The following is a 16527-nucleotide window of genomic DNA, read 5'->3' on the forward strand; positions in this document are numbered from 1 at the left end:
TGGCACGGTTAATGAGTAAAATATTTAGGATTTTGGGGATTGGGCATAGTTAAGAACTAATAGTTATTTTTCCCTAGCTAGTACAGGTATACAAAAATTCCGTAGTCAGACTCAAGGGCACTACAGGAGAAATTAAAATAATCAAATAATTAGAAAATTAGAAAAAAGTTCTCAGATTTCCAAATTTGTTGTTTGTTTATGTAATATTCTTTACAAGCCGATCGCGAATTGTTTGGAGTTGGTCTTGAGTTTTAATTGGCTCTCGCGGTGCTGGCAATTCAGTATTTGGCCAGTTAGGTAAATCATTGCAGGGACATAATAACGCCGGCATCCCGACATTTCGCACTGCTACTGGCATACTGCATCGGCTGCAAGGTAGCATATTCCATGCTGGCGTCAACAATTCAGCAATAGTTTCATGTGTACCCTCAAGGTAACAATCACCCGATTCCGGTGAAATAATTTTCTGCCAGCACTCTTCAAATTCTTGACTATAGCGATCGCCATTTAGCACCGATTCAGGCAAAAAGCTTGCCTTGCCGTTGCCCGTAATCACTTTCTTACCCAACTGAAACCAGTAGGCAAGGTATTTTCTAACTTCTTGTTTGGTTGCCATATTACAATTCTAGATTTTAGATTTTAGATTTGGGATTGATTTGAATCAAGAGTTAAGAATCTTGACTTCTGAATGTTCCAGCATCTCCTTTATTTGGCAATGGCGAACCAAGAATGCTGAGATTGAGAACATGGCCGCCAGTCACTAAATAAACAGTTTCGCTAAGTGTTGCTAGCTGGCGTACTAAAGAACCGAGGCGATCGCGGAACGCCCTCCCAAGTGGATAAGCTGGTATCACACCCCAACCCACCTCTTCTGCTACGAACAGGATATCAGCAGCAACCAGTTCCACCGTCTCCAAAAACTCTGCAAGGGTATTTTCCCAGCTAGATTCGTCCTGTTCTAAGAGATTGGCAACCCAAGTTCCTAAAGAATCAACTAAAAGACAGGTATAGGGTTTGGCATCAGCAAGGGTAGCAGACAGTTCCACAGGTACAGATAAAGTTACCCAGTCTTGGGGACGACGTTGTTGGTGTTCTAAAATGCGTTGATGCCATTCTTGGTCATCTAGGTTATCGGTGGCTGTTGCTACATAAACAACTGCTTTTCCTGACTGCATGGCTAAAGTTTCTGCCCATTCACTTTTACCAGATCGTGCTGGCCCTGTTACTAAGATGATTTTACCCAAAGTTTTTTACTGAGTATTTTAACAAGAGAAACACTGCCTCCTGCCTCCTCCATATATCTACAGTTGCAATTTATCACCACATTTTTTTACTTCATAGGTGAGATTTTTGGTTTCAAATAACTTTTAAGGGATAAAATTAGCACCAGCATCATTAGATGTTACAACTGGCAAAAGCCAAAAATCCCAACTACCCCATTCTCAATTATTCAATACTACTGGGGACAGCAAACTTTAGGATGTCTTTATGAACGCAGGCTTAAAACGCATTGAAGCAACTTTACACGATTTAGGGAATCGCGGCACTGACTCTACTGCCGAAACAACTGATTCGACGACAAAACGGCCTTTCTCTTTTAGAATCAGCGTCGGAGCTAACGAACCCACAGAAAGTACACAAATTCCATCTTCTCAGGATGGGGAAGTAAAGTCAGAAGGACAAACAGTTGAATTGGATGTAAATACTGAGAGTAATTATCCTTCTGACCAAAATTTCTTTCCTCACCATGATTCTGTGCAGACCTTTCAAGCAGAAGAGAATGGTAACAGAACACCCAGCCTACCAAAGTTAAAAACTCCGACCTTTAGTAGCCATCGCCACGGTGCTAATCCAGCATTAGCGATGAATCTCTTGCAAGAAATACAGGAAACTGTCGCTGGTTGGCAAACAGAATTGCAAAATATTTTGAAGCAGATTCAGGATATTTACTTAGAAGGGCCAATTGTCAATGGCTGGTTAGAATCCAATCCCACCGAACCAGAACCAGGAGGAACTGCGACACTGCGCCATGCAGAAGTTGACCGCCTGATGAACTACGTAGAAGAAATTTGTGCCACTGGTGGAAAAGTATCTTATCAATCATCTATTACTGGCTATCGCCTCTGTGGTGTAGACGATACTGGTAAAGTTTGGTCGCGTCCATGTCCACCGGATCAGGTTCCCAATGTTAGTATGGCGATCGCTCGTTATCAAAAGTTACGTCAACTGTTAGGGCGCAAGCAATCTTTGGAAACCCGCCTTAGCCAACTGGCGCAAACTCTTGTAGTTTTACACAGTCATATTCAACAAACGTAAAGTTTTAAAGATTATTTCCGAAGAAACTCGGTTGGTAGGTCGGTAACTTTTGGTTTAGATTAACTCTCAGCAGTTATAGCGTTGGATTTAGATTTTAATCTAAAATCGTTCGACTGAGCGACTTGCCTTGAGCGTATGGCTAAAGCGAAAGCTCCGCTAACGCGTAGCGTCTCGTAGAGAAGTCGAAAGGAGCCGAAGTCCCAAATCTCAAATCCAAAATTCAATCTATGCCAGATACTCAAATCTCTGCCATTATCTGTACTCACAATCGAGATACCTATTTAGGGGCTGCAATTGATAGTCTTTTAGCGCAGGATTTTGCTGCTGACTTTGAAATTGTAGTAGTTGATAATGGATCTAGCGATCGCACCCGTGAGGTTGTAGAAGAAAGGGCCCACAATCCGCGCCTGAAGTATGTTTTTGAATCCACCATTGGTTTATCTGTCGCCCGCAACACGGGTGCAAAGGTCGCCAGTGGTGATATTCTTGCTTATCTAGATGACGATGCCGTTGCCAGTCAGGGCTGGCTACAAGTTTTATATTCTGCCTATTACAATAATTCTAAGCTAGCGATCGCAGGTGGCAAAGTCACTCTCCTGTGGCCCCCAGGAATTCAACAACCACGGTGGCTATCTCCGGGGCTAGCTGCAAATCTGGGTGCATACGACTTAGGTGACAGTAATATCTACATTGAGCAACCTGGCTTAACACCCAGAGGCTTAAATTATTCCATCCGCCGCAGTTTCCTCGAAGAAATTGGCGGTTTCGATCCTCATCTCGGTCGAGTGGGTAAAAATTTATTATCTAATGAAGAACTGCAAATGACCGAATTTGCTCTACAGCGTGGTTGGCAAGTTGCTTATCTTCCCGAAGCACTCGTCGCTCACAATGTAGCTCCAGAGCGCCTCCAACGCTCTTGGTTTTTAAACCGAGGCTGGTGGCAGGGTATCAGTGAATGCTATCGAGAACAACTCGCTGGTAAAGCTGGGATCGCTCAATTGCAGAGAGGTAGCGAAAGATTTCTGCGAGGCTTGTATAAGGCTTTACAGTATTTCTCCGATCCAGCAGAACGGTTTGACAAACTGGTGTATGCTTACGGTCAGATTGGTTACTTAAATGCTGCTATTCAGGGTCTTTTATCTACATCAAATAAGAAATAACCAGTAACATAATTTTTACTCAATATGTCATCTAAAATACCAGTTTCAGTACTAATTCCGGCAAAAAACGAACAAGCTAACTTGCCTGCTTGCCTTACTAGCCTCAGCAGAGCAGATGAAATATTTGTAGTAGATTCTCAAAGTAGCGACAACAGCATTGAAATTGCTAAAAGTTACGGTGTAAATGTCGTACAATTCAACTTCAATGGACGCTGGCCTAAAAAGAAAAATTGGTCTTTAGATAATTTGCCTTTTCGTAATGAATGGGTGCTAATTGTAGATTGTGATGAGCGGATCACCCCAGAACTTTGGGAAGAAATTGAGCAAGCAATTCAAAATGATGAATATACAGGTTATTATCTCAACCGCCGCGTATTTTTCTTAGGAAAATGGATTCGTTATGGTGGGAAATATCCTGATTGGAATCTACGTTTATTTCAACATAAAAAAGGTCGCTACGAAAATCTAAATACAGAAGATATTCCTAATACTGGTGATAACGAAGTTCACGAGCACGTGGTTTTGCAAGGGAAAGTTGGGTATCTCAAAAATGATATGCTCCACGAGGACTTCCGCGACCTTTACCACTGGTTAGAACGCCACAACCGCTATTCAAACTGGGAAGCCAGGGTTTATTTTAATATTCTTACAGGTAAAGATGATAGCGGTACTATCGGCGCTAATCTATTTGGCGATGCCGTGCAACGCAAACGATTTCTGAAAAAAGTTTGGGTACGCCTACCATTTAAACCGATGTTGCGGTTTATTTTGTTTTATATAATTCAACGCGGTTTTTTAGATGGCAAAGCGGGATATATATATGGGCGATTGCTGAGTCAATATGAATATCAAATTGGCGTTAAACTTTACGAATTACGCAACTGCGGTGGTCACTTAAATACTGCAACTATCCCGGATGAAGGAGCAGAGGAGCAGGGGAGCAGAGAAGCACAAGCAAAGCTATTGACCATTGACTCTTAAATATACCAATTTTAGATTTTGAATTTTGAATTTTGGATTAAAGGAAAAATTTAAAATCTAAAATCTAAAATCTAAAATCTAAAATTAAATGACTAATGACCAACCTTTCGTAGATTTACGCAAATATGACCAATCTTGGTTTGACCGAGGGCGTCCAAGTTGGTATGTTTTATTATGGTGGTTTGTACAAGCGATCGCCTTTCCTCTAACTCCTCAACCGTTAAATATTCTGCGTTGTGCTTTGCTACGATTATTTGGCGCTCGTATCGGGAAAGATGTATTAATTCGACCTACAGCCCGATTTACCTACCCCTGGAAAGTCACTATTGGCAACTACAGTTGGATTGGAGATAACGTAGTTTTATATAGCCTCGATCAAATCCATATTGGTGAACATTGTGTAATTTCCCAAAAAAGTTACCTGTGTACTGGTACTCACGATCTCCAAGATCCTGCTTTTGGGTTGAAAACAGCGAGTATTACCATTGAAAATGGTGCATGGGTAGCAGCAGATTGTTTTGTTGGGCCAGGAGTGCAAATCGCAGCTAATGCTGTGATTGGCGCTCGTAGTAGTGTTTTTAGTAATATGCCTTCTGGGCAAGTTTGTTGGGGAAGCCCCTGTCGTCCTAAAACAGCTCGGCTAAAACTCGATCCTTCCACAACCCCGTGATTTTATAGATTAAACGTAGTAAGGACGTGCAGCTAGCTGTGCGCCCTTAACTATATTGCAATACGCTTGGGTTAAGAGGATGTTTGAAAAGTCTTGTTGTTGGTAGCAAAAAGTTTTAGATCCCCCTAAATCCCCCTTTTTAAGGGGGACTTTAAGAAGTTTTCCCCCCTTTTGAAGGGGGGCTAGGGGGGATCAATAAGTGCCTAAAATCACACCTAAGCACTTTTCAAACAACCTCTAAGGCTAAAAACTCAAACTGGCGTAGGTTGGGTTGAGCAACAGCGAAACCCAACATTATCAAGGTTTTGTTGGGTTTCGCTGTTGCTCAACCCAAATGTTGTATTTGAGATATAGGCATTCTGTGAAAATAGTTTACTTTTAATTAAATCTTTTTAATTTCAAGTCCAAAATTTGTCAATATCTAAAAAATTGGCGCAAAATATGATATGCCAAATCAACCAAGAGATAGTCGAAATAGCAAAGTTTTTTTGCCATTCCAACAAGTAGGTGATAAAATACCACCTGCCACAGATATTCATCAACTTGTCAAAGATTTTATTTTAAAGGCAAACAAATTCGATAATTTAAAAAAAATTTAATAAGAGGCAAGTATGAATTTTAATAAAAATGAAAAGCCTGTTATTCTAATAGTCGATGATACTCCTGTAAATTTACAAGTATTATTTGACTTTTTAGAGTATTACAGCTTTCAAGTTTTAGTATCTGAAGATGGAATAAGTGCCATTCAGATGGCAGAATATGCTTCACCCGATCTGATTTTATTGGATGTATTAATGCCAGTAATCGACGGTTTTGAGACTTGTAGACTTTTAAAAAAAAATCCAGCCACTCAAGATATTCCCATAATATTTATAACTGCCATGAGTGACAAGGTAGATAAAGTCAAAGGTTTGAATCTTGGCGCAGTAGATTACATTACCAAACCTCTAGAATATCAAGAGGTTTTAGCTAGGGTAAATACCCATTTACGTTTACGAAACCTCACAAAAAAACTCACAGAGCAAAACCAACGTTTAGAGACCGAAATCTTGGAGCGCCTGCGGATAGAGGAAAAACTACGATGTCATTCAGATGCATTAGATGAGTGGAACAATCGCTATCAAGCACTAATCCAAGCAAATGGTCAAATTCTCTACGACTGGCACTTGCATACCAATGAGATTAAATATGATGGCAATGTAGAGCGAATATTAGGTTACTCTATGCCTGAGATGTTTGGAGGTTTGAACCGCTGGCTAGAATTGGTTCATCCTGACGATCGCAGCTTCTTTAACAAAGAGATTAACCGCGTTTTATCCACAAAAGAGCGATTCCATCTTGAATTTCGCGTATGTCGTAAAGATGGCACTTATATCACAGTTGAAAACAATGGCTATATCTTTTTAGACTCTACAGGTAAAGTTGCGCGGATGGCAGGCTTTGTAATTGATATTACCGAACAGCAAGCTGCGCTGCGCCAACACAAAGATGCAGAACAGAAAATCCGCGAGCAAGCTGCTTTGCTTAACATCACCACAGACGCGATTATCGTTCAAAATTTGATTAACCAAATTCAATTTTGGAATAAAGGAGCTGAACATCTCTACGGTTGGATGGCAGAAGAAGTACTGGGCAAGAATGCTAATCAGCTTTTTTATCAAAAGCAAAGTTTTTGGCAATTGAAAAACATCCAGGAAACTTTAGCTGAGAGTGGTTCGTGGCAAGGTGAGTTATATCAAGTCACAAAACAAGGCAAAGAAATCATCGTCGCTAGTCGCTGGACACTGGTAAACGATCGTCAGGGGCAAGCCAAATCCATTCTGATTGTCAACTCCGACATTACAGAGAAAAAGCAACTCGAAGCGCAGTTTCTCCGGGCCCAGCGGATGGAGAGTCTTGGCACTCTAGCAAGTGGCATCGCCCACGACCTCAACAATGCACTGACACCCATGATGATGACAGTACAACTTTTAGAGGCAAAGCTGCCGGATGAAAACAGTCAGAAATGGCTAACAATTATGGAAACAAATATTAAACGTGCAGCAGATTTAGTTAAACAAGTGCTGTGGTTTTCACGCGGATCTGTAGGTAACTTTAACACCTTACAGATACGTAATTCAATTTTAGAAATTGAAAATATTGTTAAGCAAACATTTTCCAGAGCTATTGAAATCCACATTGATGTTCCTCAGGAAAACCTGTGGAATGTCTTTGGTGATGCGACTCAGTTACACCAAGTGCTAATGAACCTCTGCATTAATGCTCGTGATGCTATGCCTCATGGCGGTATCTTAAATATTTCTGCCAAGAATTTCTGGGTTGATAGCCACTATGCCCGGATGAATATTGATGCTAAGGTGGGTTCTTATGTAATGATTACCGTGCGTGATACAGGTACAGGAATTAAAAGAGAAATAGTAGATAGAATTTTTGAGCCATTTTTCACAACAAAAGAAGTGGGTAAAGGTACAGGGCTTGGTCTTTCAACAGTCCTTGGCATTATCAAAAGCCACAGTGGTTTTGTGAATATAATTAGTGAAGTGGGCAAAGGTACAGAGTTTCAAGTTTGCTTACCCGTAACGCAGACAATCGAAGCAGATGGTAAATTAGCTAGAGATCAGAAATTACCAGCAGGGCATGGAGAATTAATTCTCATTGTTGATGATGAAGCTTCAATTCGAGAGGTTACTCAAACCTGGTTAGAACAAAATGCCTATAAAGTTTTAGTGGCTAATGATGGAATTGATGCGATCGCACTATATACAAAACATCAACAAGAAATTAGTGTAGTGTTGGTTGATATGATGATGCCATGTATGGATGGGCCAACAACTATCAATGTATTGAAAAAAATTAATCCAGACATCAAAATTATTGGTGTTAGTGGATTAGCATTCAATCATGAAATGATTAAAAACCTTGGTAATAGTGTTAAAACCCTTTTATCCAAGCCCTACACCTCAAGCGACTTGTTAATAAATTTACAGATGCTGATTAGCACAAAGTAGAGTTTGTCGTTTGTCATTAGTCATTAGTCATTTGTCATTAGTGAATAACCAATGCCCAATGCCTAAGCAAAATGGTAAGTCGCAGTGGTAATATGTTTTCATGGCTGCTCTAATCCTTGCTATTGATGAACAAACTATTGGATGAAACGCTGTCAATCAAAATTGCTGAACAGATAAACAGCAAAGCTAGCACTCCGTTTGATAATGCTTATAAAGCAGCATTATCTACTGAGGGAGCAAGGTATATTCAGGGATTTTTAGCTTTTGCTGGGAAGCCATATAGACCGGTTGAACACAGTTGGATTGAGCTAGACGACACCTCTGATGTTCGGATTATCGATCCCACATTACCTCACCTGAACAAAAATCCCCAAGAAATCTGGTATTTTGCAGCACATAGTCTGACTGTTAAAAAACTGAAAGCTATCATTGAAGAATCAAAAGAAGATTATCCAGAAGACGATCCATTGCCAATTTATGGCGATCCACCTTATGAATATTACGGTGATGTAATGTTGGGTGGTCAAGACTATCTGGCAGCATATCAAGCCGCAGAGGGTAAGTGCAGAGAAATCAACGAACTCAACCCTGAGAGTAACTAATAAAAATCAATTAAATAATTCATAATTACGACTTATTTAATACGATTTACCATCGCTGCCAAAGTATTCCCTATAGCCACAAATTTTGTCTCCACGCACATCAAAAGAAACCGCTACCCGATTTCTGTAAGGCTGTCCGAATAAAAGGCCTTCGTCCCGAAACTCAAAGACAGCAGTCGTTTCATTACTGGTAACACGGTCTAGACCAGTCAGTTTCAACCCAGGACTAAAGGATTCAGAAACGTACTCGAAAAATTCTCTAGCTCGCTCTTTTCCCACATTTAAACCGTGGAATTTTGCCATTGGAAACCAAAGGGTGAAATCTTCTGTGAGCATATCTAACAATGCTTCCCACTCTCCTGTTGCCATACCATGCGTCAGACCCTCAAATGCCTGTTGAGCAACTTTTAAAGTATTTTCTGAATTTTGTGTCATTTTTACCCTCGCCTGGATATAAACTAATACCGTGTTGCTTAAAATCTCACTACCACTTTGCCACAATTCTGACCACTGAGGAGATATTCTACAGCGTCGGGTATTGATTCTATGCCCTGAAACTGTGTTGGGTCAACAGCAACTTTAAGTTTGTTTGTGTAGAAGAGGTTTAAGAGGCGATCGCGTGCCTCTGTCATATGTTCATTTCATGAGAAAGCCACAAACAAAAGCAGCTTTTAAAAAAAAATCATAAACGAATCTATCACTTTACAAATAGTAATACCTTTGCTCTAATTTTATTAGACTTACTTTTAGTCTTCTAATTTTTGTATTTTTATTTCAATTGCAACTCAAGGCTAATTAATTAAGCAAGTCTAATTAATATGCTGTAAGTCAGAAGTTAGTAGATGCAGAAAACAGATATGGTTAAAGGACATAAAAACAATAAAATATCATATTCACTCGATAATAATGTTAATCTTCACCCATAAGTACAGGTATTAAAATGAGCAATAACACCTCAGTAGGGCGCAAACATGTAGAAACTGAAGAATCACTTAACTCAGTTCTTAACTTTCCACAAGTGCCTTTTAATGTGAAAAACTTTATTACTGATAAACACAGTAATGCTCAGGTTCTATCCCTCAACGAAAATACAGGTGAATCTACACAGCGAGTTGTCCTGAAAAAGGGTTGGAACACGCCTATCGGTCATTTCACTACCGATGTGGAAATTTTTGTGCTAACCGGCGCACTTTGCCAGGGTGGGTTTAGACTACGCAATCTCAGTTATTCTTTCATCCCAGCTGGTATACCTACTGGCCCTTGGAAAACGGAAGAAGACACTATTATCTTGTGGATGCCAAATGCTACCCCTACTTACATTACAGAAGACTACGCAAGCCTTGAGCAAATCCCAGAAACTTCTGTATATCATGTGAATATGCAGACCCATGAACGGATGACTGAATTTGTTCCCTTGCAAGAACTCCACGCGATGAAATGGGAAAGCACAACCTTCTTACCTCCTGGTTCAGCACGTAAAAGCCTGTATACCAATAAAAAAACCGGACGCGCCACATGGATTCTAGGCTTAGTACCTATGTGGATTGAAGGCAATTTTTATGCTGGTCATCCTACTACTGAGGAGGCGTATGTCATTAGTGGAGATGTGCTTGGACATTGGTCTATGAACGATGATCCTTTTAATAGACGCTATACAGCAATGTGCAAAGATGGCTATTACTGGCGACCAGCACATATTCCACACGGCCCGTTTTGGACAGAAAGTGGAGCATTACTTCTGTTTCGCACCAATGACCGCCTAGACTGTTATTGGATACTGCATAACCCAGATATTACTCAGCAAGATGAGATACGTCTCCAAGCTGCACTCGATCGCGACAAATCCCACTCCTGAAACACAACTAGCAAAGCAGATTAGGGTAAATTAATTAGCTCATAAACGGTTTCCACGGGTATTCCACAATGACAGATGCGTTAGGATGGCGAAAAAAATTCGGTGTGCTTGCGCCCAGCACAAACACAATCGTCGAACCAGATTTTCACGCGATGGCTGTACGGGGCGTTACATCCCACATATCCCGGATTCATATTAGAGACCAGGACTTGAGTAGCGACGAAAAGATGGTGCGTATTTTGGAGCAGATCGACAACGAAATTCTTTTCGCGGTTGATCGGGTGATGACGGCTGGTATCGACTACCTGATCGTGGCAATGAGTGCCGAGACTTTCTGGGAAGGACTCAAGGGGAACAGAGCCTTCGTGAAACGGCTTGAGGATTATACTGGTCTCCAAGTGGCTGTGGGCGGCTCGGCATGTCAGGCGGCTCTCGAAGCGTTCAAAGTAAACAAGATCGCCGTTATCACTCCTTATCAACCTGTAGCCGACGAGAGACTATGCCGCTTCTTTAGTGACATTGGGGTGGAGGTCGTCCGGCTGAAAGGACTCCGTTGCCCCACTGCAATAGCGATCGCCGAGGTCTGTGAAGATACTCTTCGCAGCTATCTTCAGGAACTCGACGGTGATGACGTAGACGCGATCGTGCAGATGGGTACCAATTTGAGTATGCTCCAGCTTGCCGACGAAGCGGAGCGGTGGTTTGGAAAGCCGGTCATTGCCATTAACGCGGCAATCTGGTGGTATGCCTTACGACATAACAATATCCAAGATCGAGTGTACGGGTGTGGGAGACTCTTGAGAGAATTTTGAAAATGACGAATTATCCTTCCTAGCCAGTTTGAACATCATAATTAAGCTTATAAAGCTTTATCCCACTCTAACTGATGAGCTAAACCATACTTGATAAAATCTTCTTCTTTAGCTTTATCGCCTGTACCAAAAACACCTAAACTATAAGGATTATCTTGCATCCGTTGTGTGACTTGCTCTTTCTCAAATCGGATCGCTTCATCTCTAGGCTTATCCGGTTTAAAAAAGTCTACAACCAAAACAGTTCTATCATAATTAGTGTAATTATGTGGACAGTGTGGATAGCTATGATCTAAAACCAAGAACTTTCCTTCATGCCAATAAAGTTGATCGTGGCATATTTTCATAGCCACATCTCCCTCTGGCACTATTAATCCTAAATATCCACGATTTGTATGAGGGTTATAGTTTACATGCAGCTTAATATCCAAGCCTGGATGGAATGTACCATAATAGACGTTTCTGATGATATCATCATCAATTAAATTCACATTTTTTATCAAATTAGCTAAATTTGGAAAATACTTTTCTCTTAATAAAAGTGCTTTTTTTGATGCCTCATCTGGCCCATAATCAGGATATTGTATTTGATAAGCTTGAATATATTGTTCAATAAAAAGACCTTGAAATAAAATACCAAAAGCGCTGTATTTTGCATCACCCTTGGTTTTAATCGTTTTACTTTTAGGACCCAGAATATCGTAAGTTAACTTTCTCTCTTCATCAGATGCCTGGTTAATAAAGCGTTTAAATTCCTCTCTAATCACTTGCCAGTTATCTTCAAAAGTTTTGAGAAAAGTAAATTCCTTTGGGTCTATATGATACTCATTAAAAGTTTCCATTGTCTTTTCTCCTGAAGATGATTTCATAAAAAACCGTTATATAATAATGGGATTTGGTCTTCGTCCAGATTCGATGTTGGAATTCCTGACTAAACTCATTTTAGTGTGAGGTCTGCTGTGTCTGAAACTCCCGTATTAGATCAAATCATCAAAAATGTGCGGGTAGTTCGTCCCCATCAGGATGTAATCGAACTACTTGATTTAGGCATTAAGGATGGGAAATTTGCTCAGATTGCCCCTAATATTAGCCCAGACACAAGCAAAGAGGTATTTGATGGCAAAAACTTGCTGGTTTTTCCTGGGGTCGTGGATGCCCACATGCACATAGGTATCTATCAACCCCTAGACAAAGATGCTGTAACTGAAACCAAAGCAGCCGCAATGGGAGGCGTAACCACCAGCTTAAATTACATCCGTACAGGGCAGTATTATCTTAACAAAGGCGGCTCCTACCGCGATTTTTTTCCAGAGGTTTTGTCCTTATCCGCAGGTAATTTTTTTGTAGATTACGCCTATCACATTGCACCTATAGCAAGCCAGCATATCGACGAAATACCTCTATTGTTTGAGGAACACGGTATATCTTCGTTTAAAATCTTCATGTTTTATGGCGGATATGGGTTGCATGGTTTGTCAGACCAGCAAAACCTCTTTTTGATGATTAACAAAGAGGAAAGATACGACTTCGCCCATTTTGAATTTATTATGCGCGGTTTAACTCGCTTAATGGAAAAACATCCAGAAGCGCGAGATACTATCAGCTTGAGTTTGCACTGTGAAGTTGCAGAAATTCTCAATGCCTATACCAAAATAGTTGAAAATGATTCTAGTCTGAGCGGATTACACGCTTACAGTGCAGCGCGTCCGCCTCATTCTGAAGGTTTAGCAATTTGTATTGCTTCTTATTTGGCGCATGAGACTAACTGTGCAAATATCAATTTGTTGCACCTGAGTTCGCGTAAAGCAATGGAAGCAGCTTTGACTATGCAAACTGCTTTTCCTCATATCAATTTTCGGCGAGAAGTTACTGTTGGACATTTGTTATTAGATGTGGATACTCCTAATGGTATTTGGGCAAAAGTTAACCCTCCTATCCGTCCCCGTGCTGATGTGGAATATTTGTGGCAAGCAGTATTAAACAATCAAGTAGATTGGATAGTTAGCGACCACGCTTGCTGTTCTGCTGAACAAAAAAGAAATGTTAAAGACCCGAATAATATTTGGTTAGCAAGGTCTGGTTTTGGCGGTACAGAATATTTACTTTCTGGCGTATTCAGTGAAGGTAGCAAGCGGGGGATGTCTTACAGCCAGATGGCTAAATTGCTATGTTGGAACCCATCGCGGCGCTTTGGGTTGTTAGAAAAAGGCGATATTGCTATTGGTTATGATGCTGACTTGGTATTAGTAGACCCCAATGAAACCTTTGTGGTACGTGCTGCTGAGTCAGAATCACAACAAGGTTATACACCTTTTGAAGGAATGGAATTAACTGGAAGGGTAAAAAGTACCTTTTTACGTGGTAATTTGATTTACAACAATGGAGAGGTTATAGGTTCACCTATTGGGCGCTATTTAAAAAGACTTTCTAATATTCCCCATACAAACCCCGCTGCTTAAAAAAGCTATGTGTCTTGGGGCGCATATGACAATACTGTTGCAACTTGTGATAAATCTCTATCAACGCGGATAAAGAATAAGCAACCATCATCTGTTCTGTGCCAAGGAGAGGTGGTAAAGGTGGGGACATAGCCAAAGTAATCCTTTAGAAATCGGTAGTCTCCAATATCACAGTATCCAGCTAGGCAATACCCTTCCTCGTTATAACATTGAATCATTGGTGACTTGCCATCATAATGTGGCAAGATAGCAAGCAGCCAGACTCCACCCCCGTTATTATCCTTCCTTAGCCATTTCTTATTTGCTTGTACAAATTGAACTGTTTCTGTATTGCCCCACGGTAGCAATTTGCTATCCAACGCTGGGATGAAGTCACGTAGTCTAGCATCTGGATGATCGTTTAGCGCATATTTATAATTGAGAGAGCCGTTTTCCATCCAGAGGATTTCCGCTTCTTCATCACCTAGCACTTTCCAAGGTCCTACTCTCACTCCTGCGGGAATAAAGGAGTAACCATGCTTACTTAACTGCCACTCTCCCACTTGGATTGCACCCCTAAGTACGAAAATCTCCAAATCAGAAGTAAAGAAGCCAGATGGTGCTTCAAACTGCCGTGATATTACAACTCTTGAGGTTGATGCACCACTGTCATGCCAAGTAATTAATCGACGGCTTCCAGCTACTACATTCTCTGGCATTCCACTGACGCGCCATGCGTGTTCTTCTGGTAAAGCATTCGTATCAAAGTACTGGTACTGGCGAGGTACATACTCTTTAGAGATTGCTGTACGCCTTGCTGATAAATTCATGCGCCCTCTGCCGTCTCCACCCCAATCCTCTTTTACAGAGGCTACGTGCAAAAAATCATCAGTTTGGTTTTCTTTTGCGGAATTAAAATTTATATTTTCTTCGCCCACGACTTCGCATTCTCCTAATTATATGCTTCTCTTTAGGCATTCAATTTTATATTGCGTTGACTGAATTTTTAGAGAAAAATCCAATTGTTAATTCAGCAGATTACCTTTTCTATGCTAAGTTTTGTAGCCATTCAATCAAAGGTCTTAAAGTTCCTGGCAATGCTGCTTCGCTAACAGTTACCGTATGTTGTTTACCGTTATCTTCTACTGTTAATTTATACTGAAAGCGATCGCTCTGGGGATTTGGTGAAGTAATTACTTCAGGTAGCCTAAAGAAATCAGCAGCCTCAACCAGTCGGGGAAGTGTGGCAGCTTCATCTGGCGAGAGAGTGTCTGTATCAACGGTTGTTCTCTTGGTAATCCCAGCAAAACCGCCTGTGCGTTCAAACGATATCCGCATTTTTTTGCTCTCCGTTGTGCTACTTGGTTGGGAGAAATACAAAGACTGGGAGATGATAGTTTTCACCTCCCAGTTTAGCAACAACAAGTAGTACATCTAAAATTTAAGAGTTAAGAATTAGGAGTTAGAAGTTACGAAAAAACTCCTAACTCCTAATTCTAAATAACTCCTACCTTTTTCCAAGCGTTCTGTACAGCTTTTTGCTCATCACTGTCATTACCGTAGAGTTCGCCAGCAACTTGAATGGTGACGCTAGCAGCTTTTTTAAAATCTGCTTTGGCACGCAAGCGATCGCGTAAAGCTATGTACCATATTTTGCCAGCTTTTTCCCAGGCATACCCACCAATCTCAACAGCCGCTAGATAAAAGGCATGATTAGGGATTCCTGAGTTGATATGCACCCCAGCGTTATCTTCATCACCAGTATATTTATCTTTAACATGGGCTGGTTGGGGATCTTTACCCAATACCGAATCATCGTATGCTGTTCCTGGTGCTTTCATTGAGCGGAGGGCAGTACCTTTGACAGTCGGGACTAAAAGCCCTTCGCCAATCAGCCAGTCTGCCTCTTGTGCAGTCTGATTTTTGGACTTTTGTTTCACCAAGGAACCAAATACATCAGAAAACGATTCATTTAGTGCGCCTGGTTCGCCATAATACTGCAAACCCGCTTCATACTGAGTTATCCCATGAGCTAACTCATGCCCAATCACATCGATTGACTTTGTGAAGCGTTGAAACATTTCTCCGTCGCCATCACCATAAACCATTTGGTCGCCGTTCCAAAAGGCGTTGTCGTATTTAACGCCATAATGCACGGTGGAGTCTAAACGTAGTCCTTTGTCATCAATAGAATTGCGATCGAATATTTCATGAAATAAGTCATAAGTAGCACCAGCAGCATCGTAGGCTTCATTCACTGCTACATCACTGCTTGGTGGATCTCCTTCAGCACGCACTAATGTGCCAGGGAGTTGCTGTCCATTTTTGGCATCGTAGATGGTGCGGCGTTTCTCACCCGGAGAAGGTGCAAAGGAGACAGTACCTATAACATCTCTGCGTCCGCGAAGCTGTGCTGAAACATTTAATGTATGAAAAGCCCAACTCCGCTGCTGAGGATTGCCATTCACCACGACATTTTCCAGCATGTGGGGCGGAATAATACAACAAATAGGGCATCTAGAGACAAGTGGATGCTCATACTTAAACCCGGCTGATTTCTTTTTATTTCGAGCCATCCAAGATATTCTCCTTTTGAAACTAAGTGATGGCAAACAGTGGCTTTAACTCCACTGGAGAAAGGAGCAGAAAAACGGATCCAAATCGCGTGTCCCTGGTTTTTTCTGA

17 protein-coding genes and 1 pseudogene are annotated in these 16527 nt (G+C 41.1%); 10 read left to right on the forward strand and 8 right to left on the reverse strand.

What is annotated here, in order from left to right:
* Window positions 1–196: 196 nt before the first annotated feature.
* A complete protein-coding gene (locus tag V7K84_RS02690) occupies window positions 197–616 on the reverse strand; it encodes a hypothetical protein (protein ID WP_334836145.1) in 420 nt (139 codons plus the stop codon).
* A 52-nt stretch (window positions 617–668) separates the two neighbouring features.
* A complete protein-coding gene (gene cobU, locus V7K84_RS02695; protein WP_334836147.1) occupies window positions 669–1244 on the reverse strand; it encodes a bifunctional adenosylcobinamide kinase/adenosylcobinamide-phosphate guanylyltransferase in 576 nt (191 codons plus the stop codon).
* 244 nt (window positions 1245–1488) lie between these two features.
* Here cobU and V7K84_RS02700 point away from each other — a divergent pair, with 244 nt between their 5' ends.
* The 7 genes from V7K84_RS02700 to V7K84_RS02730 all read left to right on the forward strand — a co-directional run bounded on the left by V7K84_RS02700 (window position 1489) and on the right by V7K84_RS02730 (window position 8737).
* Window positions 1489–2316, forward strand: a complete 828-nt coding sequence (locus tag V7K84_RS02700) for a hypothetical protein (RefSeq protein ID WP_334836149.1) — start codon at window positions 1489–1491, stop codon at window positions 2314–2316.
* 227 nt (window positions 2317–2543) lie between these two features.
* On the forward strand, window positions 2544–3476 hold the full coding sequence (locus tag V7K84_RS02705) for a glycosyltransferase (RefSeq protein WP_334836150.1): 933 nt from the start codon (window positions 2544–2546) through the stop codon (window positions 3474–3476).
* Between the two features lie 24 nt (window positions 3477–3500).
* Window positions 3501–4457, forward strand: coding sequence for a glycosyltransferase family 2 protein (locus tag V7K84_RS02710; protein WP_334836152.1), 957 nt, complete (start codon window positions 3501–3503; stop codon window positions 4455–4457).
* A gap of 88 nt (window positions 4458–4545) precedes the next feature.
* A complete protein-coding gene (gene hpsU, locus V7K84_RS02715) occupies window positions 4546–5127 on the forward strand; it encodes a hormogonium polysaccharide biosynthesis acetyltransferase HpsU (RefSeq protein ID WP_334836154.1) in 582 nt (193 codons plus the stop codon).
* A gap of 446 nt (window positions 5128–5573) precedes the next feature.
* Window positions 5574–5726, forward strand: a complete 153-nt coding sequence (locus tag V7K84_RS02720) for a hypothetical protein (RefSeq protein ID WP_334836156.1) — start codon at window positions 5574–5576, stop codon at window positions 5724–5726.
* A gap of 12 nt (window positions 5727–5738) precedes the next feature.
* Complete coding sequence (locus V7K84_RS02725) at window positions 5739–8135, forward strand: hybrid sensor histidine kinase/response regulator (protein WP_334836158.1); 2397 nt, start codon at window positions 5739–5741, stop codon at window positions 8133–8135.
* Window positions 8136–8260: 125 nt separating this feature from the next.
* A complete protein-coding gene (locus tag V7K84_RS02730; RefSeq protein WP_334836160.1) occupies window positions 8261–8737 on the forward strand; it encodes a hypothetical protein in 477 nt (158 codons plus the stop codon).
* 36 nt (window positions 8738–8773) lie between these two features.
* Here the strand turns inward: V7K84_RS02730 and V7K84_RS02735 are convergent, their stop codons facing one another.
* A complete protein-coding gene (locus V7K84_RS02735; RefSeq protein WP_334836162.1) occupies window positions 8774–9172 on the reverse strand; it encodes a nuclear transport factor 2 family protein in 399 nt (132 codons plus the stop codon).
* 38 nt (window positions 9173–9210) lie between these two features.
* Window positions 9211–9415 (reverse strand): annotated as a pseudogene (locus V7K84_RS02740) (zinc-binding dehydrogenase); the annotation flags it as partial.
* A 262-nt stretch (window positions 9416–9677) separates the two neighbouring features.
* Here V7K84_RS02740 and V7K84_RS02745 point away from each other — a divergent pair.
* Window positions 9678–10592 carry a DUF4437 domain-containing protein gene (locus tag V7K84_RS02745; protein ID WP_334836164.1) on the forward strand — a complete coding sequence of 305 codons (915 nt, stop codon included), beginning with the start codon at window positions 9678–9680 and terminating at the stop codon, window positions 10590–10592.
* A 68-nt stretch (window positions 10593–10660) separates the two neighbouring features.
* The gene (locus V7K84_RS02750; RefSeq protein WP_334836166.1) at window positions 10661–11404 is read left to right on the forward strand and encodes a maleate cis-trans isomerase family protein; all 744 of its coding nucleotides are present in this window, start codon (window positions 10661–10663) and stop codon (window positions 11402–11404) included.
* A gap of 47 nt (window positions 11405–11451) precedes the next feature.
* Here the strand turns inward: V7K84_RS02750 and V7K84_RS02755 are convergent, their stop codons facing one another.
* Window positions 11452–12246 (reverse strand): aspartyl/asparaginyl beta-hydroxylase domain-containing protein, encoded by a 795-nt coding sequence (locus V7K84_RS02755; protein ID WP_334836168.1) that lies wholly within the window; start codon window positions 12244–12246, stop codon window positions 11452–11454.
* Window positions 12247–12363: 117 nt separating this feature from the next.
* Between V7K84_RS02755 and V7K84_RS02760 the strand changes: the two genes are divergently transcribed.
* The gene (locus V7K84_RS02760; RefSeq protein WP_334836169.1) at window positions 12364–13863 is read left to right on the forward strand and encodes an amidohydrolase family protein; all 1500 of its coding nucleotides are present in this window, start codon (window positions 12364–12366) and stop codon (window positions 13861–13863) included.
* A gap of 5 nt (window positions 13864–13868) precedes the next feature.
* Here V7K84_RS02760 and V7K84_RS02765 read toward each other — a convergent pair whose 3' ends face one another.
* The 3 genes from V7K84_RS02765 to V7K84_RS02775 form a co-directional block, all read right to left on the reverse strand.
* Window positions 13869–14780 (reverse strand): DUF4437 domain-containing protein, encoded by a 912-nt coding sequence (locus tag V7K84_RS02765; RefSeq protein WP_334836172.1) that lies wholly within the window; start codon window positions 14778–14780, stop codon window positions 13869–13871.
* Between the two features lie 109 nt (window positions 14781–14889).
* A complete protein-coding gene (locus V7K84_RS02770) occupies window positions 14890–15180 on the reverse strand; it encodes a protealysin inhibitor emfourin (protein ID WP_334836174.1) in 291 nt (96 codons plus the stop codon).
* A gap of 158 nt (window positions 15181–15338) precedes the next feature.
* Window positions 15339–16418, reverse strand: a complete 1080-nt coding sequence (locus V7K84_RS02775) for a M4 family metallopeptidase (RefSeq protein ID WP_334836176.1) — start codon at window positions 16416–16418, stop codon at window positions 15339–15341.
* Window positions 16419–16527: the final 109 nt, after the last annotated feature.

Source organism: Nostoc sp. (genome assembly GCF_036917315.1).
Classification (GTDB): Bacteria; Cyanobacteriota; Cyanobacteriia; order Cyanobacteriales; family Nostocaceae; genus Nostoc.